27 protein-coding genes are annotated in these 23,683 nt (G+C 71.3%); 13 read left to right on the top strand and 14 right to left on the bottom strand.

The genetic code is table 11. From position 1 onward, the window contains the following. The first annotated feature begins 31 nt into the window (after positions 1-31). Genes ctaD through OF850_RS08970 form a run of 4 tightly spaced genes read left to right on the top strand, consistent with a single transcriptional unit; the run spans position 32 to position 3,352 of the window. A complete protein-coding gene (gene ctaD, locus OF850_RS08985) occupies positions 32-1,627 on the top strand; it encodes a cytochrome c oxidase subunit I (protein ID WP_301589705.1) in 1,596 nt (531 codons plus the stop codon). A gap of 20 nt (positions 1,628-1,647) precedes the next feature. Further along, positions 1,648-2,604 (top strand): heme o synthase, encoded by a 957-nt coding sequence (locus OF850_RS08980; RefSeq protein ID WP_301589704.1) that lies wholly within the window; start codon positions 1,648-1,650, stop codon positions 2,602-2,604. After that, positions 2,601-2,729, top strand: a complete 129-nt coding sequence (locus OF850_RS08975) for a hypothetical protein (protein ID WP_301589703.1) — start codon at positions 2,601-2,603, stop codon at positions 2,727-2,729. Before OF850_RS08980 ends, OF850_RS08975 begins: the two co-directional genes overlap by 4 nt. Before the next feature lie 11 nt (positions 2,730-2,740). After that, positions 2,741-3,352: a cytochrome c oxidase assembly protein gene (locus OF850_RS08970; RefSeq protein ID WP_301589702.1), complete on the top strand. Its 612-nt coding sequence runs from the start codon at positions 2,741-2,743 to the stop codon at positions 3,350-3,352. 6 nt (positions 3,353-3,358) lie between these two features. Here the strand turns inward: OF850_RS08970 and OF850_RS08965 are convergent, their stop codons facing one another. From OF850_RS08965 to OF850_RS08940, 6 genes are all read right to left on the bottom strand, one after another. Further along, positions 3,359-4,837, bottom strand: coding sequence for a carboxypeptidase M32 (locus tag OF850_RS08965; RefSeq protein ID WP_301589700.1), 1,479 nt, complete (start codon positions 4,835-4,837; stop codon positions 3,359-3,361). Continuing rightward, a complete protein-coding gene (locus OF850_RS08960) occupies positions 4,834-5,583 on the bottom strand; it encodes an SURF1 family protein (protein WP_301589699.1) in 750 nt (249 codons plus the stop codon). Before OF850_RS08960 ends, OF850_RS08965 begins: the two co-directional genes overlap by 4 nt. Before the next feature lie 126 nt (positions 5,584-5,709). Beyond that, positions 5,710-6,549 carry a cytochrome c oxidase subunit 3 gene (locus OF850_RS08955; protein ID WP_301589698.1) on the bottom strand — a complete coding sequence of 280 codons (840 nt, stop codon included), beginning with the start codon at positions 6,547-6,549 and terminating at the stop codon, positions 5,710-5,712. 90 nt (positions 6,550-6,639) lie between these two features. Next, positions 6,640-7,965: an ATP-binding protein gene (locus tag OF850_RS08950; RefSeq protein WP_301589697.1), complete on the bottom strand. Its 1,326-nt coding sequence runs from the start codon at positions 7,963-7,965 to the stop codon at positions 6,640-6,642. Positions 7,966-7,991: 26 nt separating this feature from the next. Next, positions 7,992-8,696 (bottom strand): response regulator, encoded by a 705-nt coding sequence (locus OF850_RS08945; protein WP_301589696.1) that lies wholly within the window; start codon positions 8,694-8,696, stop codon positions 7,992-7,994. A gap of 3 nt (positions 8,697-8,699) precedes the next feature. Then, the gene (locus OF850_RS08940; RefSeq protein WP_301589694.1) at positions 8,700-9,242 is read right to left on the bottom strand and encodes a MarR family winged helix-turn-helix transcriptional regulator; all 543 of its coding nucleotides are present in this window, start codon (positions 9,240-9,242) and stop codon (positions 8,700-8,702) included. A 154-nt stretch (positions 9,243-9,396) separates the two neighbouring features. Here OF850_RS08940 and OF850_RS08935 point away from each other — a divergent pair, with 154 nt between their 5' ends. Continuing rightward, positions 9,397-10,272, top strand: coding sequence for a branched-chain amino acid aminotransferase (locus OF850_RS08935; RefSeq protein WP_301589692.1), 876 nt, complete (start codon positions 9,397-9,399; stop codon positions 10,270-10,272). Between the two features lie 160 nt (positions 10,273-10,432). On the opposite strand, the gene fabG is transcribed toward OF850_RS08935, so the two are convergent. From fabG to fabD, 3 genes are read right to left on the bottom strand one after another with little or no spacing between them, the layout of a single operon-like run. Then, entirely contained in the window at positions 10,433-11,170 is a 738-nt protein-coding gene (gene fabG / locus OF850_RS08930; protein ID WP_301589883.1) for a 3-oxoacyl-[acyl-carrier-protein] reductase, read from the bottom strand. After that, complete coding sequence (locus OF850_RS08925) at positions 11,170-11,631, bottom strand: GNAT family N-acetyltransferase (protein WP_301589691.1); 462 nt, start codon at positions 11,629-11,631, stop codon at positions 11,170-11,172. Before OF850_RS08925 ends, fabG begins: the two co-directional genes overlap by 1 nt. Next, complete coding sequence (gene fabD / locus OF850_RS08920; protein WP_301589690.1) at positions 11,628-12,581, bottom strand: ACP S-malonyltransferase; 954 nt, start codon at positions 12,579-12,581, stop codon at positions 11,628-11,630. The genes OF850_RS08925 and fabD overlap by 4 nt, the downstream gene beginning before the upstream one ends. A gap of 93 nt (positions 12,582-12,674) precedes the next feature. On the opposite strand from fabD, the gene OF850_RS08915 reads away from it, so the two are divergent. Further along, a complete protein-coding gene (locus tag OF850_RS08915; RefSeq protein ID WP_301589689.1) occupies positions 12,675-13,841 on the top strand; it encodes a methyltransferase domain-containing protein in 1,167 nt (388 codons plus the stop codon). Positions 13,842-13,848: 7 nt separating this feature from the next. Here OF850_RS08915 and dapA read toward each other — a convergent pair whose 3' ends face one another. The 3 genes from dapA to OF850_RS08900 all read right to left on the bottom strand — a co-directional run bounded on the left by dapA (position 13,849) and on the right by OF850_RS08900 (position 17,425). Next, entirely contained in the window at positions 13,849-14,769 is a 921-nt protein-coding gene (dapA, locus tag OF850_RS08910) for a 4-hydroxy-tetrahydrodipicolinate synthase (RefSeq protein WP_301589688.1), read from the bottom strand. 216 nt (positions 14,770-14,985) lie between these two features. Beyond that, on the bottom strand, positions 14,986-16,443 hold the full coding sequence (locus OF850_RS08905; RefSeq protein ID WP_301589687.1) for an MFS transporter: 1,458 nt from the start codon (positions 16,441-16,443) through the stop codon (positions 14,986-14,988). Between the two features lie 25 nt (positions 16,444-16,468). After that, on the bottom strand, positions 16,469-17,425 hold the full coding sequence (locus OF850_RS08900; protein WP_301589686.1) for an acetyl-CoA carboxylase carboxyltransferase subunit alpha: 957 nt from the start codon (positions 17,423-17,425) through the stop codon (positions 16,469-16,471). A gap of 91 nt (positions 17,426-17,516) precedes the next feature. Here OF850_RS08900 and OF850_RS08895 point away from each other — a divergent pair, with 91 nt between their 5' ends. From OF850_RS08895 to OF850_RS08880, 4 genes are all read left to right on the top strand, one after another. Continuing rightward, the gene (locus tag OF850_RS08895) at positions 17,517-18,719 is read left to right on the top strand and encodes a pyridoxal phosphate-dependent aminotransferase (RefSeq protein WP_301589685.1); all 1,203 of its coding nucleotides are present in this window, start codon (positions 17,517-17,519) and stop codon (positions 18,717-18,719) included. Positions 18,720-18,801: 82 nt separating this feature from the next. After that, complete coding sequence (locus OF850_RS08890) at positions 18,802-19,809, top strand: GNAT family N-acetyltransferase (protein WP_301589684.1); 1,008 nt, start codon at positions 18,802-18,804, stop codon at positions 19,807-19,809. Next, positions 19,806-20,306, top strand: coding sequence for a DinB family protein (locus OF850_RS08885; protein ID WP_301589683.1), 501 nt, complete (start codon positions 19,806-19,808; stop codon positions 20,304-20,306). Before OF850_RS08890 ends, OF850_RS08885 begins: the two co-directional genes overlap by 4 nt. Positions 20,307-20,371: 65 nt before the next feature. Next, positions 20,372-21,193 carry a manganese catalase family protein gene (locus tag OF850_RS08880; protein ID WP_301589681.1) on the top strand — a complete coding sequence of 274 codons (822 nt, stop codon included), beginning with the start codon at positions 20,372-20,374 and terminating at the stop codon, positions 21,191-21,193. A 23-nt stretch (positions 21,194-21,216) separates the two neighbouring features. Here the strand turns inward: OF850_RS08880 and OF850_RS08875 are convergent, their stop codons facing one another. Then, the gene (locus tag OF850_RS08875) at positions 21,217-21,705 is read right to left on the bottom strand and encodes an SRPBCC family protein (protein ID WP_301589679.1); all 489 of its coding nucleotides are present in this window, start codon (positions 21,703-21,705) and stop codon (positions 21,217-21,219) included. A gap of 52 nt (positions 21,706-21,757) precedes the next feature. Here OF850_RS08875 and rph point away from each other — a divergent pair, with 52 nt between their 5' ends. From rph to OF850_RS08860, 3 genes are read left to right on the top strand one after another with little or no spacing between them, the layout of a single operon-like run. Next, the gene (gene rph / locus OF850_RS08870; protein WP_301589678.1) at positions 21,758-22,474 is read left to right on the top strand and encodes a ribonuclease PH; all 717 of its coding nucleotides are present in this window, start codon (positions 21,758-21,760) and stop codon (positions 22,472-22,474) included. Further along, complete coding sequence (locus OF850_RS08865; RefSeq protein ID WP_301589677.1) at positions 22,471-23,073, top strand: non-canonical purine NTP pyrophosphatase; 603 nt, start codon at positions 22,471-22,473, stop codon at positions 23,071-23,073. The genes rph and OF850_RS08865 overlap by 4 nt, the downstream gene beginning before the upstream one ends. Beyond that, positions 23,074-23,262 (top strand): hypothetical protein, encoded by a 189-nt coding sequence (locus tag OF850_RS08860; RefSeq protein WP_301589676.1) that lies wholly within the window; start codon positions 23,074-23,076, stop codon positions 23,260-23,262. An 84-nt stretch (positions 23,263-23,346) separates the two neighbouring features. On the opposite strand, the gene OF850_RS08855 is transcribed toward OF850_RS08860, so the two are convergent. After that, a partial coding sequence (locus tag OF850_RS08855) for an energy transducer TonB (RefSeq protein WP_301589674.1) occupies positions 23,347-23,683 on the bottom strand: 337 nt, incomplete at its 5' end.

The raw sequence follows: 23,683 nt of genomic DNA, 5'->3' as shown, positions 1-23,683 counted from the left end.
GACGGGCCCGAGTTCGAGAGAGGCAGACCCCATGGCGCATGCGGCAGACGCCCACGGCCACGACCATCACGACCACAAGCCCGGCTTCGTGGCGCGCTGGTTGTTCAGCACCAATCACAAGGACATCGGCACCCTCTACATCATCTTCTCGCTCGTCGCGGCGATCGTGGGCATCGGCCTGTCGCTGCTGATGCGCATCGAGCTGATGACGCCGGGGATGCAGATCTTCGCCGACGGGCAGATGTGGAACGCCTACGTCTCGGCCCATGGGCTGATCATGGTGTTCTTCGTGATCATGCCCGCGCTGATCGGTGGCTTCGGCAACTGGTTCGTGCCCATCATGATCGGCGCGCCGGACATGGCCTTCCCGCGGCTGAACAACATCTCCTTCTGGCTGCTGGTGCCGGCCTTCCTGCTGCTGGGCGGCTCGCTCTTCGTGGGCGGCGGCCCCGGCGCGGGCTGGACCATCTACCCGCCGCTGTCGGATGCCGAGTACCAGCCCGGCCCGGCGATGGACATGGCGCTCTTCGCCCTGCACCTCGCGGGCGCGTCCTCGATCCTCGGCGCGGCGAACTTCATCACGACCATCTTCAACATGCGCGCCCCGGGCATGACGCTGCACAAGATGCCGCTCTTCGTGTGGTCCATGCTGGTGACGGCCTTCCTGCTGCTGCTGGCCGTGCCCGTTCTGGGCGGCGCCATCACCATGCTGATCACCGACCGCAACTTCGGCACGGCCTTCTTCGACCCGGCCGGCGGCGGCGACCCGGTGCTGTTCCAGCACCTGTTCTGGTTCTTCGGCCACCCCGAAGTCTACATCATGATCCTGCCGGCCTTCGGCATCGTCAGCCACGTAGTCTCCACCTTCAGCCGCAAGCCGGTCTTCGGCTATCTCGGCATGGCCTACGCCATGGTCGCGATCGGCGTGGTGGGCTTCGTGGTGTGGGCGCACCACATGTTCACCTCGGGCATCAGCGTGGACACGCGCGCCTACTTCATGGCCGCGACCATGGTGATCGCGGTGCCGACGGGGGTGAAGATCTTCTCGTGGATCGCCACCATGTGGGGCGGCTCCATGCGCTTCGACACGCCGATGCTCTTCGCCATCGGCTTCATCTTCCTGTTCACGGTGGGCGGCGTGACGGGCGTGGTCTTGGCCAATGCCGGCATCACCCAGATCCTGCACAACACCTACTACGTGGTGGCGCACTTCCATTACGTGCTGAGCCTGGGCGCCGTGTTCGGCATCTATGCCGGCATCTACTACTGGATCGGCAAGATGAGCGGCCGCCAGTACCCCGAGAAGCTCGGCCAGATCCATTTCTGGATGACCTTCATCGGCGTGAACCTGACCTTCTTCCCCATGCACTTCCTGGGGAACCAGGGCATGCCGCGCCGCTATCCGGATTACCCGGACGCGCTGGCGGGCTGGAACCTCGTCGCCTCGATCGGCTCCTACATCTCGGTCGCGTCCTTCGTGTTCTTCTTCTTCGTCCTGTGGGCGACCTTCCGCCGCGGCGCGGTGGCGTCGTCCAATCCCTGGGGCGAGGGGGCGACCACGCTGGAGTGGCAGGTTTCCTCCCCGCCGCCCTTCCACACCTTTGACGAGCTGCCCCGCATCCGCTGAGGGCAGCACCGGGACACGCGATGAGCGACACCACGGTTCATGGTTCGAGGGGGGCGCAAGCCCCCCTCGATGCTTCCGCCCTCCACGGCGCCTCGGAGGTGCGTGACTGGATCGCGCTGCTGAAACCGCGCGTCCTGTCTCTGGTCGTGTATTCGGGGCTGATCGGGCTGCTGATCGCGCCCGGCTCGCTGCACCCGGTCCTGGCCGTCTCGGCCATCCTGTGCATCACCCTGGCGGCCGGCGCCGCCGGGGCGATCAACATGTGGTATGACCGTGACATCGACGCCGTGATGAAGCGCACCCGCGCCCGGCCCATCCCGGCCGGGCGGATCGAGGCGGGCGCCGCGCTGGGCTATGGCGTCGTGCTGGCCGTGGGCTCGGTGGGGCTGATGGGCCTCGCGACCAACTGGCTCGCCGCTGCCGTGCTGGCCGGATCCATCCTTTTCTACGTCGTCATCTACACCATGTGGCTGAAGCGCCGGACGCCGCAGAACATCGTTATCGGCGGCGCGGCCGGCGCCTTCCCGCCGCTGATCGGCTGGGTCGCGGTGACGGGCTCGGTGGACGTGCTGCCGCTCGTGCTCTTCGCCATCGTCTTCATGTGGACGCCGCCGCATTTCTGGGCCCTCTCGCTCTGGGCCCACGAGGACTACAAGCGCGCCGGCGTTCCCATGCTTCCAGTGGTTTCCGGCGCGCGCGAGACGCGGCGTCAGGTGGTGATCTACACGGTGCTGCTGGTGCCGCTGACTCTCGTGCCCTGGCTCATCGGCTTCTCCGGCCCCGTCTACGGCCTCGTCGCGGCGCTGCTGGGCGCGAACTTCCTGCGCCACGCCTGGGCGGTCTGGACCGACGCGCAGGATGCGGCAGGCGTTTCGCTCACCGGTGACCGCCCGGCCAAGGCCTGCTTCCGCTTCAGCATCACCTACCTCTTCGCGCTGCTCGGCGCGCTGGCGCTGGACCGGCTGCTGCTCGCATGACTCCGGAGGAGCAGCGGGAGTTCGACCGTCGCCGCAAGGCGCGGAACTGGGCCATCCTTGCCGCGCTGGCGGGGCTGGTGGTGCTGTTCTACCTGATCGCCGTCGCGCGCCTGCTGCGCGACTGAGGAGAGGCGGGATGCCGCAGCGTCTTGATCCCCAGGCCCTGGCCAAGCGGAACCGCCGCATGCTCGGCGGCGCCTTCGGCGTCGTCTTCGGCATGGTCGGGCTCGCCTATGCCTCGGTGCCGCTCTACGACCTGTTCTGCAAGGTCACGGGATATGGCGGCACGCCGATGATCGGCCTGGCGGCGCCGGGCGCGGCCAGCGAGGCGGAGGTGACGGTGCGCTTCAACGCCGCCACCCAGCCCGGACTGCCATGGCGCTTCGCGGCGCAGCAGCCCGCCATCCGCGTGAAGCTGGGCGAGGAGGCGCTGGCCTTCTACACCGCCCGCAACAGCGCCGACGCCCCGGCCACAGGCATCAGCACCTACAACGTCACGCCCGAGGTGGTGGGCCGCTACTTCCACAAGGTGGCCTGCTTCTGCTTCGAGGACCAGACCCTGACCCCCGGCCAGTCCGTGGACATGCCCATAGCCTTCTGGGTGGACCCGCGCATCGCGGAAGACCCGGTAACGCGCGACATCCGCACCATCACCGTGTCCTACACCTTCTTCCGCTCGCTGAACGACGCGGAGCGCAGCGGCGCCCTGGCCAATGCGGGCGCGCATGTGGGGCGCGCCACGCGGTAGCGCGCTCTACTCCGCCAGGTAGCGGGCGGAGAGATGCGCGGTGAAGTCCGACGGGTCCAGCCCCTTTCCGGTCGCCGCGCGCATGAGATCCTGGAAGCCGAGCAGCGAGGCGCGGCCATGCACCTCGCGCCGCAGCCAGCCCAGCAGCGGCGACAGGTCACCCCGCTCCAGCGCCGCGTCGAGCCCCGGTTCGGCCGCCCGCGCCGCCTTCATCAGCTGCGCCGCTGCCATCGCGCCCAGCGTGTAGGAGGGGAAGTAGCCGAAGGCGCCGTCATGCCAGTGGATGTCCTGCAGGCAGCCGCGCGCGTCGTCCGGCGGCGTGATGCCGAGCAGGACACGCAGTCCCTCCGCCCAGGCGCCGGGCAGGTCCGCGACCTCCAGCCGCCCTTCGATCATCGCCCGCTCCAGCCGGAAGCGCAGGATGACGTGGGCGGGGTAGGTCATCTCGTCTGCGTCCACGCGGATGAAGCCGCGCTCCACCCGCCGCCAGTTCCGGGCGAGGTTGCCGGCATCCAGCGAGGGATCGTCCCCGAAGGACGCGCGCATCTCGCCGGACAGGAAGCGCAGGAAGGGGTCCGAGCGGCAGGCCTGCATCTCGACGATCAGCGACTGCGATTCGTGCGCCGCCATGCCGGCCGCCTCGCCCACGGGCTGGCGCGCGAAGCCGGCGGGCAGGCCGCGCTCGTAGAGGGCGTGCCCGGTCTCGTGCAGCACGCCGAGGATGGCCTTGGCCGGGTCGGCTTCGCTGTAGAAGGTGGTGATGCGGACATCGGTCGGCGTGCCACCGCAGAACGGGTGCAGGCTCTCGTCCAGGCGGGAATGCGACTCCTCCAGCCCGAGGCGAAGGGACAGGCTGCGACACAGTTCGCGCTGCGCGGCAGCCGGGAAGGGGCCGCGCAGCGGCAGCGGCTCGCCCTGCCGGGCCTGGATATCCTCGGCGCGGGGCAACGCCTCGGCCAGCCAGGCGGCATAGGCCTCGAAGACCGGCTCGACCTCGGCAGCCGTCACGCCACGCTGGAAGGAATCCATCAGCGCGTCGTAAGCCGACAGGCCGGTGCGGGCGGCGAGGGCCTGGGCGGTCTCGCGTTGGAGGCGCAGCACCTCTTCCAGGAAGGGGCGGACGGCCGAGAAGTCGCTGCGCGCCTTGGCGTCGCGCCACACCTTCTCGCAGGCGGAATTGGCGCGGGCCGTCGCCTCCACCAGCTCGACCGGAAGGGCGGTGGCGCGGAGGTGGGTGCGGCGCATGAGGGCGAGGTTGGCCGCGTGCCATTCGCCCTCCGCCTCGGCCTCGGCGAGATCGTCCTCCACGCACGGGTCGGTCAGCATCTCGTGCGACAGCCCGGCGAGAGTGGCGAGCTGCTCGCCCCGCGCCGTGCCGCCACCCAGAGGCATCATCGCGCTGGCGTCCCAGTGGAGCATGGCGGCGGCCTCGCCCAGCGCGGCGATGCGGGAAAAGCGGGCCAGGAGGCGGTCATAGGCGGTCATGCGGGTTCCCGGAGGCGGCGATGGGCCCAGAGGCCGAAGATCACGACCCAGCCGATGGCGAGGCCGAACCAGGTGAGGGCGTAGCCCAGATGCGGGTTGTTCGGGCTGGGGAAGCCCGTCGCGGGGTCGGGCAGGGTGGCGCGAGCCGGGGGCGGGGCGGCGCCGAAGCCGGATGGCGTGGTGGCCGGCCCCGGCTCCACCACCACCAGCGCATAGGGGGGGGCGTTGGGCGCGCCGAGCGTGGCAGCGATGGCGACGGGGTCGAAATGCAGGAAGCGGCGCTCCGCAGGGTTGTCGCGCGGCGTGATCAGGCCGCGCCGCTCGCCGGGGCGGGCGTAGCCGGTGACCGTCACCACGCCCTCGGGCCGCTCGACCCGCCCACCCTCGAAGGGCGCCCAGCCGCGATTGACCAGGAGCGGCGGCGCGCCCTCGCGGTCGAGGATCGCAAGCAGGGAGCCGCCCAGCAACGAACCGCGCACCTCGAGTCCCAGGAAGGCCTCGGCGCCGGGGCGGAAGCGCCCGGTGGCGCTGACGGCGGCGAAGGGGTCGGGCTGTGTGGGCGCCTCGATGGCGGGGCGGGATTGGCGCTCGGCCAGTTCCTCCAGCAGCGCCGTCTTCCAGGCCAGGCGCTGCACCTGCCACGTGCCGAGGCCGAGCAGCAGCGCCAGGACCGGCAGGGCGAGGAAGGAGGGAAGGATCAGCGCCCGCCAGGGGCGGCCCCCGCGAAGGGAAGCGGGTCGGATCATCGGCGGAACTTCAGGGAAACCGGCCGGAAATCGGCCGGCGCGCGGTGCGGAGCGGACCCACGCCGCGCCACAGGTCGGAGGCGCGGAAGCCAGGGCGGCAAGAGCGCCGCCCGGCGCCAGAGGGCCTTAATGGTGGGCGATCTCGCCCACGCCCCACCAGTAGATGGCGACGAACAGGAAGAGCCACACCACGTCCACGAAGTGCCAGTACCAGGCCGCCGCCTCGAAGCCGAAATGCCGCTCTGCCGAGAAGCCGCCGCGGATGGCGCGCACCAGGCAGACCGCCAGGAAGATCGTGCCGACGATCACGTGGAAGCCGTGGAAGCCGGTGGCGAGGTAGAAGGTCGAGGGGTAGACGCCGCCGCCGCTGAAGGCGAAGGGCGCGGACGCGTATTCCCAGGCCTGGAGCATGGTGAAGGAAATGCCCAGCACGACGGTGAGCGCCAGGCCCGTGACCAGCCCCTTCCGGTCATTGTGCAGCAGCGCGTGGTGCGCCCAGGTGACCGTGCAGCCCGAAAGCAGCAGGATCATCGTGTTGAGGAAGGGCAGGTGGAACGGGTCGAAGGTGTGGATGCCCGCAGGCGGCCAGATCGCCGTCTCGGCGCCCGACACGTGCTCCGGATACAGGGCGAAGTGGAAATAAGCCCAGAAGAAGGCGACGAAGAACATCACCTCGGAGGCGATGAACAGGATCATGCCGTAGCGCAGGCCGATGCGGACCACCGGGGTGTGCAGCCCGGGGGTGCGGCTTTCCTTCAGCACGTCGCGCCACCAGCCCGCCATGCAGAACAGCACAGCCAGTGCGCCGAGCAGGACGAGCCACAGCCCGCCGCCATGCGCCCAGACGATCAGGCCGGAGACCAGCGCGCCGCCCGCGAAGGCGGAAAGCAGCGGCCAGGGCGAGGGGTCCACCAGATGGTAGGGGTGCTTGTAGGGAGTGGATCCCTCAGAGGCGGTGTTGGCCATCACGCGTCCTGGTCATTGTGAATCAGGCGCGTCGAAGGGCGCCCGGAGATGGGCGCACAATCGCCGCGAACGGGCGGAAGATCAAGGTGCTCAGACCGGCAGGCGGATGCGGGCGCGCAGGCCGCGCATCGGGCTTTCCTCCAGCAGGATCTCGCCGCCATGGGCGCGGACGATGTCGCGCGCGATGGCGAGGCCGAGCCCCGTGCCGGTGGCGGAGCCCGAGGCGAAGGGGCGGAAGGCCTCGTTGCGCTGGGCGGCGGGAATGCCGGGGCCGTCATCGTCCACCGTGATCTCGGCCCAGTCCCGCCCGGCCTCGCGCGCCTCGGACACGGCGACGGCGATCCGCTCGGCGTGGCGGCGGGCATTGTCGAGGAGGTTGCCGAGCGCCCGCTTCAGCGCGTCGCCCCGCAGGCGCAGCGACAGGTGCTCGGGTGCCTGGACCTCCACCTGGGCGCCGGCGCGGCGGGCCTTTTCCGCCACCTCGGCCACCAGGCTGGACAGGTTTGTGTCGCGCGCCTGCTCCGTCCCCTCGCCGCGGGCGAAGGCGAGGTAGGTTTCCACCAGCCGCTCCATCTCCTCCACATCCTCCCCAAGGGCGGCGAGGTCCTCCTCGGTCTGCGGGTCGGGGGGGAGCATGGCCAGGGTTAGCCGCATGCGGGTGAGCGGCGTGCGGAGGTCGTGGGAGATGCCGGCCAGCATCTCCGTCCGCTGGGACACGAAGCGCAGGATGCGCTCCTGCATGTTGTTGAAGGCCAGCGCCGCCTGCCGGACCTCGCGCGCGCCCTCGGGCTTGATCGCCCCGCTGTCCCGCCCCAGGCCGAAATCCTCGGCGGCGGTGGCGAGGCGGCGGATGGCGCGCACCTGGTTCTTCAGGAACATCACCGCCACCGCCCCGGCCAGCAGGGCGGAGCCGACGAGCCAGATCACGAAGACATAGAGGGTGGTGGACAGGAGGCGCTTGCGCGGTGCCTCCACCGACAGCAACCCCGTGGGCAGGCCGACGCGGATGACGATGCTCTGCGGGTCGCTGTGCCAGTCGGCATCGAAGGGGTGGGGCATCTGCTCGCGCAGCGCCTGGTCGAGGTCGCGCTCCAGCGGGAGGAAGGACATCCAGGGCGCGCGCTGGGTCGGGCCGGAGAAGCCGCGCCCCGGCTGCCAGGACAGGGCGAGGCCGAGGCGGAAATTCCCCTCGCGCAGGATCAGCGGGTGCGATTCCTCCGGCATCTGGGTCAGCAGTTCCGCCACGAAGGACACGTCGCCGGCCAGCGCGCCCGCGAGGCGGCGGGAGATGACATCGAGATGCCCACCGTAGAAAAGCTGCAGCGCCACGCCCTGCAGGATCACCATGGGCAACAGCAGGATCAGCAGGGTGCGCGCGAAGAGGCCGCGCGGCAGCAGGGCGCCAAGCGGGCGCAACAGTCGCTTGTCCGGGCGGAGCGGCGTCACGGCCCCGGGCGCAGCACGTAGCCGCGGTGGCGGATGGTGTGGAGGAAGCGCGGCTCGCGCGGGTCGATCTCGATCTTGCGGCGCAGACGCGTCACCTGCACGTCCACCGAGCGCTCGCCGGCCTCGGGCGTGCCGATGGCGGCGGCGATCTCCTCGCGCGACAGCACCTCCCCGGCCCGGGCGGCCAGGGCGGCGAGCAGGGCGGCCTCGCCGCCCGTCAGGCGCAGGGTTCCTTCCGGCCCGCGCAGTTCCGAGCGGTCGGGGTCGAACCAGCGCTCGCCGAGTCGGATGGGGCCGGAGGGCGCGGGGGAGGGCGGGGCGTGTGGGGCGGCGCGGCGCAGGATGGTGCGGATGCGCAGCGCCAGCTCGCGCGGGTCGAAGGGCTTGGCGAGATAGTCGTCGGCGCCGTGCTCGAAGCCCGCCACGCGGTCATCCGGGTCGCCCCGGGCGGTGAGCATGAGGATGGGCGTCTCCATTCCCCCGCGGCGCAGCGCCTCCGCCAGTTCCAGCCCGGTCTCGCCGGGCATCATCACGTCGAGGACCAGGAGGTCGAAAGCCATCGCGGCCAGTGCCGCGCGCGCTTCCGCCGCATCGGCCGCGACGGCCACGTTGTGCCCCTGCTCGGCCAGGAAGCGCTGGAGCAGGGAGCGCAGCCGCGCATCGTCGTCCACGACGAGGAGATCGGCACCGGAATCGGGCATGGCTCAGGCGCTCCGGAGAAAGGCGGGGCGGGCGCGGCCGGATTGCCGCTCCAGCCCCTCGAACTGGGCGCGGGCCTCGGGGCCCATCAGGCCGCGCATCACCTGACGGAACCCTTCCACCGCCTGCGGACCGGCCTCGCGATAGGCGCGCAGCACCCATTCGCGCTGCGCCTCGAACAACTGGCGCTCCAGCGCCTCGCCGGTGGGGGTGAGGTGGAGCAGGCGCTGGCGCTTGTCCGTCAGCCCGGGCGACTGGCGCACGTAGCCCTGCTCGATCAGCGGCTGGAGCACGCGGCCCAAGGACTGCTTGGTGATGGCGAGGATGGCGAGCAGCTCGCCCACCTTGATGCCGGGGGCGCGGCCGACGAAGTGGATCACGCGGTGATGCGCCCGGCCCATGCCCAGCCCGTCCAGGATGCGGTCCGCCCCGGCGGTGAAGTCGCGATAGCCGAAATACAGCAGGTCCTGGGCGAGACGCAGCTCCTCCTCGCGCAGGAAGAGCAGGTTCCGGCCGGCGGGCGGCGGACTGGCGGGGCGTTCCGGCATGGCTGGCATGCGTCCTTTTTCGGTCAGTAAGATTGACACATTTTTTGCGGACCTTCTAGAAGCGAAGCATAGAACGAACGATTGATGCGCGGAAAGCCTAGTCGGCGTTCCATTCGGGTCGGCACGGGGCCGGTCCGGGCAAGGAGGATGAGTGGTGGCCCTGGTTCCCTACGACGACCGCGACGGCTTCATCTGGTGGAACGGCGAGATGCGCCCGTGGCGCGACGCCAATCTGCATGTCTTGAGCCACGGCCTGCATTATGCCTCGGCCGTGTTCGAGGGCGAGCGCTGCTACGATGGCCGCATCTTCAAGCTGCGCGAGCACACGGACCGGCTCCTCAACTCGGCGCGCATCCTGGGCTTCCAGGTGCCGTACTCGGCCGACGAGATCGACGCCGCCTGCGACGCGACGATCAAGGCCAATGGCCTGACGGACGCCTATGTGCGCCCCATCGCCTGGCGCGGATCGGGCGAGATGGGGGTGGCGGCGCAGCAGGCGGGGGTAAACGTCGCCATCGCCGTGTGGGAATGGGGCGCGTATTTCGGCGTCGAGCAGCGCATGAAGGGGATCAACCTGGCTTGGGCGAAGTGGCGCCGGCCGGACCCCGCCACTGCCCCCACCGCCAGCAAGGCCGCCGGCCTCTACATGATCGGCACGCTGAGCAAGCATGCCGCGATGGACGAGGGCGCGGACGACGCGATGATGCTGGACTACAAGGGCGACGTGGCCGAGGCGACGGGCGCCAACGCCTTCTTCGTCTTCGACGGCGAGCTGCACACTCCGACCCCCACCTGCTTCCTGGACGGCATCACCCGCCGCACGGTGATGGGGCTGGCCAAGAAGCGCCAGATGAAGGTGGTGGAGCGCGTCATCAAGCCGGAGGAACTGCCCCGCGCCACCGAGGCCTTCGTGGCCGGCACGGCCGCCGAGGTGACGCCGATCCGCCGCATCGGCGACCAGGACTTCACCCCCGGCCAGATCACCGAGACGCTGATGCGCGACTACGAGGCCGCGACGCGCGCCAAGTGACGCCTGGCCCAACCGGGGACGCGTGCCCGGCCGGAAAGCCCCGGTCGGCACCGCGGCTCTGCCGCGGCAACGGGGAAGACCGTGAAGAGCCAGCGCCCTTCACGGAGCCCCCGCGGCGATTTTCCCGGGCGCATCGCGTCCGGGAAAATTGTCGTGGGGATCAGACCATCAGCATGCCGCCATTGACGTGCAGCGTGGTGCCGGTGACCCAGGCCGCCTCGTCGCTGCTGAGATAGGCGACGGCGGCGGCGACGTCCTTCGGCTCGCCCATCTTGGCCAGCGGGATGCGGCCCAGCAGCGCGGTCTTCTGCGCCTCGTTCAGCTTGTCGGTCATTGGCGTGGCGATGAAGCCCGGCGCGACCACGTTCACCGTCACGCCGCGCGGCGCGACTTCCTGCGCCAGCGCCTTGCTCATGCCGATCAGCCCGGCCTTCGCGGCGGCGTAGTTCGCCTGCCCCGCATTGCCGGTGACGCCGACGATGGAGGCGATGGAAACGATGCGCCCGGAGCGGCGCTTCATCATGCCGCGCAGCGCGGCGCGGGCGAGGCGGAAGGGGGCGTTCAGATCCACCTCCAGCACCGCGTTCCAGTCCTCGTCGCCCATGCGCAGCGCCAGCATGTCGCGGGTGAAGCCGGCATTGTTCACCAGGATGTCGAGCTTGCCGTGCGCGCCCTCCACCGCTTCCACCAGCGCGGCGGGGGCGGCGGGGTCGTTGAGGTCGGCCACCTGGATGGAAGCGCGCTCGCCCAGCCCTTCCGCGACGGCGCGCAGTTCGGCCTCGCGCCGCCCGGTCAGCACCACCGTGGCGCCGTTCGCGTGCAGCGCTTCGGCGATGCTGACGCCAATGCCCGAGGAGGCGCCGGTCACCAGGGCGATCTTGCCGGAAAGGTCGAACATCATGCGTCTCCTGAGTGGTGCTTGGCCTCGCCGGACGGAGGTCCTGCATCGAAGCGTTTGGCGTACCAGTGGATGGCGTGGCCCGGCGGGTGGTCCCGCAGCGTGCCCATGCGCGCGAAGCCCAGCCGCTCGTAGAAGCCGGGCGCCTGGAAGGAAAAGGTATCGAGGTGGATGCCGAGGAGGCCGCGCCGCCGCGCTTCCGCCTCCGCCGCCTCCATGATCCGCGTGCCGGTGCCCTGGCCGCGCATCGCCTCGGGGAGGTGCAGGAGCTCGATGTAGAGCCAGCCGTGGCGGGAATAGCCGATTGCCCCGCCGAGGGTGCGCCCCTCCTCATCCTTCACCAGCGCGGAGAAGGCCTGCGTTTCCGCCTTCGCGCCGGTCGCCGCGTCGTTGAACGCGACGATGGCGTCGAGCACCGCCTGGCGCTCCTCCGGCGTTGGGTCGTCGGAAAGCTGGATCACAGCGACTTCAGGAAGGCTTCGACCTCGGCCGGCGTGCCCACGGTCACGGCGGTCGCCTCCGGGGCATTGCGCTTCATCAGCCCGGTCAGCACCTTGCCCGCGCCGATCTCGGCGAAGCGGATGCAGCCGGCCGCGGCCATGGCGGCGACGCATTCGCGCCAGCGCACCGTGCCGGTCACCTGCTGGACCAGCAGCGCGCGGATGGCATCCACGTCGCTGACCGGCGCGGCGGACACGTTGGCCACCACGGGCACGGCGGGGACCTGCATCCCGGCCTTGGCCAGCGCCTCCTCCATCGCGCGCGCGGCGGGTTCCATCAGCGAGCAATGGAAGGGCGCGGAGACGGGCAGCAGCATGGCGCGCTTGATGCCGGCCTCCTTGGCCTTCTCGATCGCGCGCTCCACCGCCGCGCGGGCGCCGGAAATGACGACCTGCCCGCCGCCATTGTCGTTGGCGACCTCCACCACCTGGCGACCTTCCGGGCCCTCGGCGGCGTCGGCGCAGACGGCGCGGGCCCCCTCGGCCTCGGCGCCCAGCAGGGCGGCCATGGCACCCTCGCCGGCGGGAACGGCCTTCTGCATGGACTCGCCGCGCAGCCGCAGCAGGCGCGCGGCGGTGGCGAGGTCGAAGGTGCCAGCGGCGGTCAGCGCGCTGTACTCGCCGAGCGAGTGGCCGGCGACGAGCGAAACCTGCCGCGACAGGTCGAAGCCGCCTTCCTTGGCCAGCACCCGCGCCACGGCGACGGAAACGGCCATCAGCGCCGGCTGGGCGTTGGCGGTCAGCGTCAGCTCCTCGGCCGGGCCGTCGAACATCAGGCGCGACAGCTTCTGCTTCAGCGCCTCGTCCACCTCCTCGAAGGTTTCGCGCGCGACCGGGAAGGCCTCGGCGAGGTCGCGTCCCATGCCGGGCACCTGGGAGCCCTGGCCGGGAAAGACGAAAGCGAGCGACATGGCGGTTCCGTGTCTGTCCTGTGGCGTTGGCGGCGGCTTTCGCCCCTCGGACCCCCCGTGTCAACTTAGCGGCGACCCTGTAACCCGGGCGGCATGAGGATCACCGCCGAAGACCTGCTCCGCCGCGGCGCGGAGCGCCACCGCGCCGGCGACATCGCGGGGGCGGAGGGGTTCTATCGCCGCGCCATGCGCCTCGCCCCCGGGCATCCGGATGCGGAGAACCTGCTGGGCGTGGCGGCACGGCAGCGCGGCGACCTCCGCGCGGCGCTGGAGCACGCGGCGCGGGCCGTGGCGGCCATGCCGGACTCGCCCCTGTTCCTCAGCAACCAGGGCGCGGCCCTGGCCGAGGCCGGGCAGCTGGGCCCCGCGGTCGCGGTGATGCGGCGCGTGCTGGAGATGCGTCCGGATGACGCGGTGACGCTGCGCAACCTGGGCCAGGCACTGACGGCCGCGGGCGAGGCCCAGGCCGCGCTGGCCCCGCTTCGCGAGGCGCTGCGCCTCGCGCCGACACCGGAAGCCACCCTGGCCCTGGCCCATGCCCTGAAGGAAACGGGGGAGCGTGACGAGGCGCGGGAGGTGGCGCGGCGCGTGTCCGGCCCGCTCGCCGCCCAGGCCGGGTTCCTTCTGGCCGCGCTGGGCGAGGGCGAGGCGCCACCCCGCGCCCCGGCCAGCTACGTGCGCGAGCTGTTCGACGCCTTCGCCCCGCGCTTCGACGCGGAGCTGGAAGGGGCGCTGGGCTACCGGACGCCCGCCCTGCTGGCGGCGATGCTGGAGGACCGCGCCCCGGGCCGCGTGCTCGACCTGGGCTGCGGCACCGGCCTGTCCGGCGTGGCGCTGAAGCCCTTCGCGACGCGGCTGGAAGGGCTGGACCTGTCGCCCCGCATGCTGGCGGAGGCGCGCGGGCGTGGGATCTACGACGCGCTGCACGAGGCCGACCTGCTGGAGTTCCTGCCGAAGCGCCCCGCCGCCTGGGACGTGGTGGCGGCGGCGGACGTGCTGAACTACCTGGGCGACCTTGCCCCCGCCTTTACCGCGATCCGCGCCGCGCTGCGGCCGGGCGGCGCGGCGGTGTTCAGTTTGGAGCGCGGCGAGGCCCCCGTGGCGCTGCACGAGGGGCTGCGCTTCCGCCACAACCCCAACCACGCGGCGCTTCTGGCGGAAGGAGCCGGGCTGCGCGTGGAGGAGCGGCGCGACGCCGCGCTGCGGGTGGAAAAGGGCGCGGAGGTGGCGGGGGTGCTGTTCCGGACGACCCCCACCTAGCGATGCGCTACCAAGCTGCCGGAGCGGGGAGGGCTTGGCAGCGGTCCATCTCCGCCTCGATGCGGACGGCGAGCCCGTCGCTCGCCGGAAGCATCGGCAGCCGCAGTTCCGGGCTGTCGATCAGCCCGGCGCGCCAGAGCCAGTGCTTGAGGGGCGCCGGGCTCGGCTCCGCGAAGAGCAGGCGCGGCAGGTCGCAGATCGCGTGCCACGCGGCCAGCGCCCCCGCCGCGTCTCCCGCGCGCATCCGGGCCCACACGGCGGCGAAGCGGCACGTCTCGACATGGGCGGAGGCGAGGATGGCCCCATCGGCGCCCTGCGCCAGCATGGGGTGGAAGAAGGCATCCTCGCCGGTGAGCACGGCAAAGCCAGGCGGCTTGCGGCGCAGCAGTTCGAAGGATTGTGCCATGTCGGCGGAACAGTCCTTCACCCCGACGATGTTCGGGTGCGCGGCGAGTTCCAGCATCGCCGCGTTGCCGAGGTTCACGCCGGTCCGATAGGGGATGTTGTAGATCATCACCGGCCGAGCGGCGGCGTCGGCCAGCGTGGAGAAGTGACCGATCATCCCTTCCTGGGATGGCCGCGTGTAGGAGGGGCAGGTCACGAGGTAGCCGTCGAGCGGCCAAGCAGTGCTGCGTGCCAGCCCCTTCGCGACCTTGCGGGTGTCGCTTCCAGACAGGCCAAGGAGAAGGGGAAGCGGCCGGCCAGCGGCGGCCAGGGTTTCGGCGACGACGAAGACGAGACGCTCAACCTCCTCCTCGTCGAGGGAAAGCCCTTCGCCGGTCGTGGCAGCGAGGATCAGACCGTCAATGGGCTGCTCCGCGTAGTGCCGCACTAGGCGCCGCAGCGAGGTCTCGTCGAGCTGGCCCTCGCGGAAGGGCGTGACGAGGGGCAGCCAAAGCCCTTCAGGGGCCAGGGGGTTCTCTTGCATAGGGTCCGTCTCCTGTCTGGTGCCGGAGACGGGAGTGAAAAGGCGACCCCGTCCAAACCGGCGGGGTTCAACCTGATCCTGTGGCGCTTGGGCTTACCGCGCGCGACGATCCAGGGTGCCCCGCGAGGGGCACTTCTTCGACTTCGCAGGCTTGGCGCAGCAATGGATCACGGCGTCATCCTCCGCCGCGGGCCGGGCGACCGTCAAGGCGCCCGGTCAGATCCGCCGCAGCGGCACGCGCCAGGCCAGCACCGTGGCGACGCCGCCCATCACCGCCGCCCCGGCGAAGAGCGAGCGGAACCCTTCCGCCAGCGCCGCGGCCAGCACCGCCTGTTCCGCCTCCGGCATCGCGCCGAGGGCGGCGCGGCCGCCCTGGATGGCGGCGCGGACGCGCTCGGCCAGCCCGGCCTCGCCCAGCGCCAGTGTGCCAAAGAGCAGGGCGCCCAGCAGCGCGGTGCCCGCGGCGGCGCCCAGGTTCCGCATGAACTGCACGCTGGCCGTGGCGGTGCCGAGCCGCCCCGGACCGGCCGCCACCTGCACCGTAGTCTGCACGGCGGGGAAGGAGGTGCCGAAGCCGACGGAAACGAGGCCGAGCAGCCAGGGCAACACCGACAGCGGCACCTGCCCGGCGCCAAAGGACAGGAAGCAGAGGATCAGCGTGGAAACGGCCAGCCCCACCGAGGGCAGCAGCATGTTGCGTCCGGTGCGCGCCATGAACAGGCCGGAGGAGAGCGCGCCCAGCCCACCCCCCATGCTCATCGGCAGCAGCATGAGCCCGACCGTGGCGATGGGCACGCCCCGCACCACCGAAAGGTAGAGCGGCAGGAAGGAGATCATCGCCACCAGCGTCGCGGCGATGAAGGAGGACAGGGCGTTGGTGCGCCACACCGTCGCCTCGCCCAGCACGGAAAGTGGCAGGAGCGGGTCGGGCGCGCGGCGCTCGGCGCGCAGCAGCAGGACCAGGGCGAGGCCGGCGAAGGCCACGCCGAAGGCGGCCAGCGCCCAGTCCAGACGCTGCACCCGGTCCAGCATCGCGACCAGCGCCACGACGAAGAGGGTGAACAGCGCCACGCCCGGCGCGTCGAAGGAAAACCCGCCCCCGCCGGGCCGGCGCGGCAGGCGCGTGGTGGCGAGGAGGCCGATCAGCGCCAGCGGCAGCCCCAGCAGGAACACCGCCTGCCAGCTGTAGTGCTCCGTCAGCCAGCCGCCCACCGTGGGGCCGAGGGCGGAGGCGGACATGAAGCAGGCCACGAGATAGGCCTGGTACTGCCCGCGCTCGCGCGGCGGCAGGCTTTCCCCCACCACCGCCATGGCGAGGGTGAGCAGCGCTCCGCCGCCGATGCCGTGGACGAGGCGCGCCAGCAGCAGCATCTCGAAATTGGGGGCGAAGGCGGCGGCCAGCGCGCCGGAGCCTTGCAGCAGGAAGCCCAGCACCATCATGCGGCGGCGGCCGAAGGCATCGCCCAGCCGCCCGAAGACCGGCGCGGCCACGGTGGCGGCGATCAGGTAGGCGACCACGACCCAGGAGATGCGCTCCACCTCGCCGAAGCGGGCCGCCATGGCGGGCAGGGCGGTGGCGGTGATGGTCTGGTCGATGGCGGCGGTGAAGATCGCCAGCGCCACCGCCGGAAAGGCGCGCAGGAAGGCGCGGCGGCTTTCCGCCTTCACCGCCATGGCGCGGTCCCTTCCGCGCCCGTCCTCACGCGACGGCGCTTCGGCCCATGTCCAGGAACTTCTCGCGTCGGCGGGCCTTCAGCGTCGGCCCGTCCAGCAGAAGCAGCGGCTCCAGCGCGTTCGCCACCGCGTCGCCCACGGCCGCGACCGTGGCGGCGCCGTCGCGGTGCGCGCCGCCCACCGGTTCCTCGATGATCTCGTCGATCAGGGCGAGGCGCTTGAGGTCCTCGGCGGTGAGGCGCAGCGCCTCGGCCGCCTGGGGGGCCAGGGCCGCGTCGCGCCACAGGATGGAGGCGCAGCCTTCGGGCGAGATCACCGAATAGATGGCGTGCTGCAGCATCAGCACCCGGTCGGCGGCGGCCAGTGCGATGGCGCCGCCCGACCCGCCCTCGCCGATCACGGTCGCGACGAAGGGCACGGGGGCGTCGAGCCCCGCCTCGATGGAGCGGGCGATGGCTTCGGCCTGGCCGCGAGCCTCGGCCTCGATGCCCGGGAAGGCGCCGGAGGTGTCCACGAAGCTCAGGATGGGCAGGCCGAAGCGGCCCGCGAGTTCCATGATGCGGCGGGCCTTGCGGTAGCCCTCGGGCTTGGCCATGCCGAAATTGTGCTTCACCCGCGTGTCGGTGTCGCGGCCCTTTTCCGTGCCCAGCACGGCGACGGCGCGGCCGCGGAACCGGCCCAGCCCGCCGATCACGGCGGCGTCGTCGGCATAGGCGCGGTCGCCGGCCAGCGGCGTCCATTCCTCGATCAGCCCGGCTACGTAGTCGAGGCACTTGGGCCGCTCCGGGTGCCGGGCAACCTGGGCCTTCTGCCAGGGCGAAAGCTTGGCGTAGGTGGCGGCGAGCAGCTTCTCCGCCTTGTCGCGCAGCTTCGCCACCTCCTCCGCCACGTCGATGCCGCCGGCATCGGTGGTGCGGCGAAGCTCCTCCACCTTGCCTTCCAGCTCGGCGATCGGTTTCTCGAAATCCAGGAAGTGGCGCATGGCGCGGCGTGATAGCGCAGCCCCGCCCATCTGGCGACAGGGGCGGGCGCGGCCTATCCTCCCCCGGATTTCCATGACGCAGGATTCATCCATGCCCGCCCTCGCCGCCCGCCTTGCCGATGTCCAGGTTTCCGCCTCCGTCCTCATGGGGATGAAGGCGCGCGAATTGGCGGCGAAGGGGATCAAGGTGATCTCGCTGACCCAGGGCGAGCCGGACTTCGCCACCCCCGCCCATGCGATCGAGGCAGCGCACCAGGCGGCGCTGAAGGGCGACACCAAGTACCCGCCCCAGGGCGGCACGCCGGCACTGAAGGCGGCGATCCGACGCAAGTTCAAGCGCGACAACGGGCTGGACTACTCGGATGACGAGATCCTGGTCACGAATGGCGGCAAGCAGAGCATCTACAACGCCTTCATGGCGACGCTGGACCCGGGCGACGAGGTGGTGATCCCCGCGCCCTACTGGGTGTCCTATGCCGACATGGCGAAGGTGGCGGGTGGCGTGCCGGTCACCGTGTCCTGCCCGCAGAACAACGGCTTCAAGCTGCGCCCGGAGGATCTGGAGGCGGCGATCACGCCCAGGACCAAATGGGTGATGCTGAACTTCCCCAACAACCCGACCGGCGCCGCCTGCTCCCGCGAGGAGATGAAGGCGCTGGCCGAGGTGCTGCTGCGCCACCCGCATGTCTGGGTGATGACGGACGACATGTACGAGCACCTCGTCTATGACGGGTTCGAGTTCTGCACGATCGCTGAGGTGGAGCCGCGGCTGAAGGACCGCACGCTGACGATCAACGGCGCCTCCAAGACCTACGCGATGACCGGTTGGCGCATCGGCTTCTGCGGCGGGCCGAAGGAGCTGATCAAGGGCATGTTCAACATGCAGGGTCAGGCGACCTCCGGCGTGTCCACGGTCGGGCAGGCGGCTGCGGTGGCGGCGCTGGACGGGCCGCAGGACCTGGTGGCGGAGCGCGCGGCGGAATACCGCAACCGCCGCGACTTCGTGGTGGAGGCGCTGAACGGGGCCCCCGGCATGGCCTGCCACAAGCCCGAGGGCGCCTTCTACGTCTTCCCCAACATCGCCGCCTGCCTGGGCAAGACCACCAGGGGCGGGGTGCGGATCGAGAACGACACCGACTTCGCCCTGGCGCTGCTCGAGGAGGCGCATGTGGGCGTGGTGCAGGGCGCGGCCTATGGCATGTCGCCCTATGTCCGCATCTCCTACGCCACGGGCATGGAGGAACTGCGCGAGGCGATGGGCCGCATCCAAGAATTCTGCCGGGGCCTGTCGTGAGCGAAGCGGCGTGTCCCGCGTCCGATCCGCGAAGGCGCTTGCGCCGGAACGGTGAATCGGCCGCGCAGATGGGCAGCTGGGCTTGATCGCGGATCAAGCCCAGCTGCCCGCGCTGCGTGACGGCACGGACGCGGACGCGCCGCATTTCATCCGCCTCGTCGGCGAGGCCTGGGCCGAATACCCGTCCATCGTCTTCGACGTGGACGGCGAACTGCCCGAGCTGCGTGCCCTAGCCAGCCACTTCGCCGCGCGGGGCGGCAAGCTCTGGCTGAGCGAGGACCGGCACGGGATGATCGCCACGCGCCCGCTGCGCGAGGACGGCGCCTGGGAGATCTGCCGCCTCTATGTGGACAAGGCGGCGCGCGGCACCGGCCTCGCGCATCGCCTGCTGGCCGTCGCCGAGGCGCATGCGCGCGCCGAGGGGGCGGAGCGCATGGTGCTCTGGACCGACACGCGCTTTGAGGCCGCGCATTCCTTCTACGAGAAGCGCGGCTATGTCCGGCAGGGCGCGATCCGCATCCTCGACGACCTGTCGAAATCGCTGGAGTTCCGCTACGGCAAGCCGGCGAAGGGACTGGTGGTGGAGGCGCTGGACGCCGCGGCCGCGGCGAGCGCAGAGCGGCGCTTGGCCCAGATCCTGGTCCATTGCGTGGCGCAGGGGGCGAGCATCTCCTTTCTCGCGCCGCTTTCCCCCGAGAAGTCGCGGCAGTTCTGGAAGCGCGTCTCGACCGAGGTGGCGCAGGGGCAGCGCGTGCTCCTCGTGGCTTGGCTGGACGGTGCGATGGCGGGGGCGGTGCAGATCGACCTCGCCATGCCGGAAAACCAGACCCACCGGGCCGAGGTGGGAAAGCTGCTGGTGGACCCGGCGTATCGGCGGCGCGGCATCGGCCGGGCGTTGATGCGCCGCGCCGAGCAGGCGGCGGAACGGCTGGGAAGGCGTCTGCTGGTGCTCGACACGCGCGAGGGCGACCTAGCGGAGCCGCTGTATCGCGATCTGGGCTGGCAAGAGGCGGGGCGCATCCCGGGCTTTTCCCTGGACGAGCAGGGGCGGGGCCATGCCACCATCTTTTTCTGGAGGCGCATCGGATGATCACGCCGCGATATGTCCAGACCATGGCCGCCTACAACAGCGAGATGAACCGTCGCACCTTTGCGGCCGGCGACATGCTGGAGGAGGCGCAGCGCCGCGCGGAGGACGGCGCCTTCTTCGGCTCCCTGCACGGCACGCTGTCCCACCTGCTTTGGGCCGACGCGATCTGGATGCACCGCTTCGCGGGTTGGGACGCGCCGGCGGGCGGCATTCCCGGCAGCGCGGCGCTGCATCCGGACTGGGACGCGATGCGCGAGGCGCGCTTCGCCCTGGATGCGCGCATCGAGGGATGGGCGGCCGAGGTCACGCAGCCCTGGCTGGACGCGGATTTCACCTGGACCAACAGCCAGGGCAAAGTACGGACCAACCATGCGGCGCTGCTGGTCATGCATCTCTTCAACCACGGGACGCATCACCGCGGGCAGGCCCATGCACTGCTGACGCGGCACGGCGCGCGCACCGCCGACACCGACCTTCCCTGGGTGGTGTCCCGCTGAAGCAAGGGCAACCGATCCACCCCTGAAGCTTTCCCCGGCATGGATTAAGGCCGGAGGAAGGCACGATGTTCTATCAGGACGGCAAGCTTCAGTACCGGGTGCGCGTCGAGCGTCCCAACCCGATCTTCGCGCGCGCGCTGCAGCAGGCGATCGGCGGCGTCGAGGGCGAGATCCGCGTGATGATGCAGTACCTGTTCCAGGGCTGGGGCGCGCGTGGGCCGAAGAAGTACCGCGACATGCTGATCAACACCGGCACGGAGGAGATCGGCCATATCGAGATGCTGGCCACCGCCGTGGCGCTGAACCTGGAGGGCGCGCCGCTCTCCATGCAGGAGGACGTGGCGAATGACGGCGTCGCCGGCGCGGTGCTGGGCGGCATGAATCTGCGCCACATCCTGTCCACCGGCCTTGGTGCGACGCCGGAGAACTGCAACGGCGTGCCGTTCAACGCCAGCCACGTCTATGCCAGCGGCAACCTCATGGCGGACATGTACGCCAACGTCACCGCCGAGGCGACGGGGCGAGTCCTAGCCACGCGGCTCTACGGCATGACGGACGATCCGGGCATGAAGGACATGCTGTCCTTCCTGATCGCGCGCGACACCATGCACCAGCAGCAATGGCTCGCCGTGATCGAGGAGCTGGGCGGCTCCGCTGGCCTGCCCATCCCCAACTCCTTCCCGCAATCGGGCGAGAAGAACGAGTTCTCCTACGCCTATCTCGGCCATCACAAGGACGGGACCACCATTCCCAGCGGGCGCTGGACGCAGGGGCCGTCCTATGACGGCAAGGGGCAGTTCGAGCCGATGATCTCGGAGCCGCTGGGCGGGGAGCCGGAACTGGCGCGGCCGCGCCCGGATTCCGGCGCGCAGTCCGAGCAGATGTGACGGGACGCCGCGCCCGCGTCGCCTCAGCCGGCGATGCGGGCGTAGCGCGACAGGAGGAGGGGCCAGCCCAGCGGGCTCGACATCTCCTCGCGATAGGCGGGACCGGCCTCGCCATGGTTGCGGAACCCGGCATGGGTGAGTTCCACCCGGGTCCGCGCCCCTTCCGGCCGGAAGGCGACCGACACGAAGGACGCGCGGGCCGGGTCGGGCTGCGGGGTGCGGTCGGGGCCGATCTGCCAGGTGAAGGCCAGGAAGCGCGGCGGCTCCCACACCGTGACGCGGCCCCAGTCGCAGCGGAACTCGTGGGGTCCGACCTCGAAGCAGGCGCCGCCCTCGACCGGCTCCATGCCGATCCGCACCAGCCCGTCTCCGGCCCAGGAATATTCCGGCGGCCACCAGCGCCCGAACCCCTCGGTGAAGAGGCGGAAGGCCGCGGCGGGCGGCAATCCGACCGTGACCGCGTGTCGCGTCTCGTCGTCCAGGTTCTGCGGTGCGGACCCACCCCTGGTCATGCCAGCCTCATTGCCGTTTAAAGCACCCCATCCATTTCGAAGGCATCTTAGCATGCGCCCTTCCGGCCGCACCCCCGAGGCCCTGCGCCCCGTTTCCATCGAGACCGGCATCGCGAAGCACGCCGAGGGCTCCTGCCTGATCCGCATCGGCAACACCGAGGTCCTCTGCGCCGCCAGCGTGGAGGGGCGGGTGCCGCCCTTCATGCGCAACCAGGGACTGGGCTGGGTGACGGCGGAATACGGCATGCTGCCCCGCGCCACCCACACGCGCGGCGACCGCGAGGCGGCGCGCGGCAAGCAGAGCGGCCGCACCCAGGAGATCCAGCGCCTCATCGGCCGGTCGCTGCGAGCCGTGACCGACCGCAAGGCGATGGGCGAGATGACCGTCACCCTGGATTGCGACGTCATCAACGCCGATGCCGGCACGCGCTGCGCCGCCATCACCGGCGCCTGGGTGGCGCTGCACCTGGCCTTCCAGCATTGCGTGCGCACCAACATCATGTCCGCCATCCCGCTGCGCGACCACGTCGCCGCCGTGTCCTGCGGCGTCGCGAATGGCGAGGCGATCCTGGACCTCGACTATGCCGAGGACAGCACGGCCGAGGCGGATGCCAACTTCGTCCTGACCGGCTCGGGCAACCTCGTGGAGGTGCAGGCCACCGCCGAGGGCGCGCCCTTCAGCGAGGCGCAGTTCCTGGCCATGCTGGACATGGCGCGGGACGGCGTTGCCGCGCTGGTGCTGAAGCAGCGCGAGGCCGTGGGGGGATGAGGCGCCTCCTCCCCGGCAAGCTGGTGCTGGCGACGCACAATGCCGGCAAGCGGCGGGAATTCGCCGCGCTGCTGGCGCCGCACGGGCTGGAGGTCCTCTCCGCCGGGGAGCTGGGCCTGCCCGAGCCGGCGGAAACCGGCGACACCTTCCGGGAGAACGCGACGATCAAGGCGCTGGCCGCCGCGCGCGCGACCGGCCTGCCGGCCCTCGCCGACGATAGCGGGCTTGCGGTGGAAGGGCTGGGCGGCGCGCCCGGCGTGCGCACCGCCGACTGGGCGCAGCGCCCGGACGGGTCGCGCGACTACCCCGCCGCCATGGCCCGCATCGCCGCGGAGGACCGCTCGCCCGAGCGGCGCTGCGCCTTCGTGGCCGTGCTGGTCCTGGCCTGGCCCGACGGGCACACCGAAAGCTTCGAGGGACGCTGCGAGGGGCGCTGGATCGACCCGCCGCGTGGCGGCAACGGCTTCGGCTACGACCCGCTCTTCGTGCCGGAGGGCGAGACGCATTCCTTTGGCGAGATGACGCCCGAGGAGAAGGGGCGCTTCTCCCACCGCGCCCGCGCCTTCGCGGCGCTGGAAGCGGCCTGCCTCGGCGGCTGAATGGACCCGTTGCTGCGCCTTTCGATCCAGATGGCGCGATGGCTGCGGCACCCGCCCTCGCGGTCGCACCTCCTCGCCATGGCGGCTGCGGCGGTGCTGGTCGTGGCGGTGGTGGCAGTCGAGCGGATCTGGGGCTGGCCCGAGGCGCTGACCGTGGACCGCGTGGGACGCATCCAGCGGGGGCTGTGATCCCGGCCCGCGCGGTGGGGAAGTCTTGCGCGGGCCGGGGCGGGGAACGCGGCGTGAGGAAGTGGCCGCGCGCCAGGGGTTGCTTCACCGCAGGTGGAAGCGGATCGGCACGGTCAGGGTGAGCGGGTCGCCCGGAAGCTCGGGTGGCGGCGAGGGAAGCGGTGAGGCGCGCAGCGCCACCGCCGCCGCCTCCCCATCCAGGTCCTGCGAGCCGGAGGAGCGGGCGAGGCGCGCGCCCAGCACCCGGCCCGACCGGTCCATGGTGAAGGTGACCAGCGCGACGCCTTGCTCCCGCCGGTAGCGCGAGTTCTCGGGGTAGCGCAGCGCGCGCTGCAGCCGGCCCATGAGTTCGCCCTGCCAGTTCGGCACGACGTTGGGGCGGCCGGTGGGCGCGGCGACCGGGCCGGGCGGCGCGCCCACG

It is taken from the genome of Sabulicella glaciei (assembly GCF_026183895.1).
Classification (GTDB): Bacteria; Pseudomonadota; Alphaproteobacteria; order Acetobacterales; family Acetobacteraceae; genus Roseococcus; species Roseococcus glaciei.
Note: the sequence above shows the minus strand (reverse complement) of the source record. Positions and strands in the feature narration are given on the sequence as shown.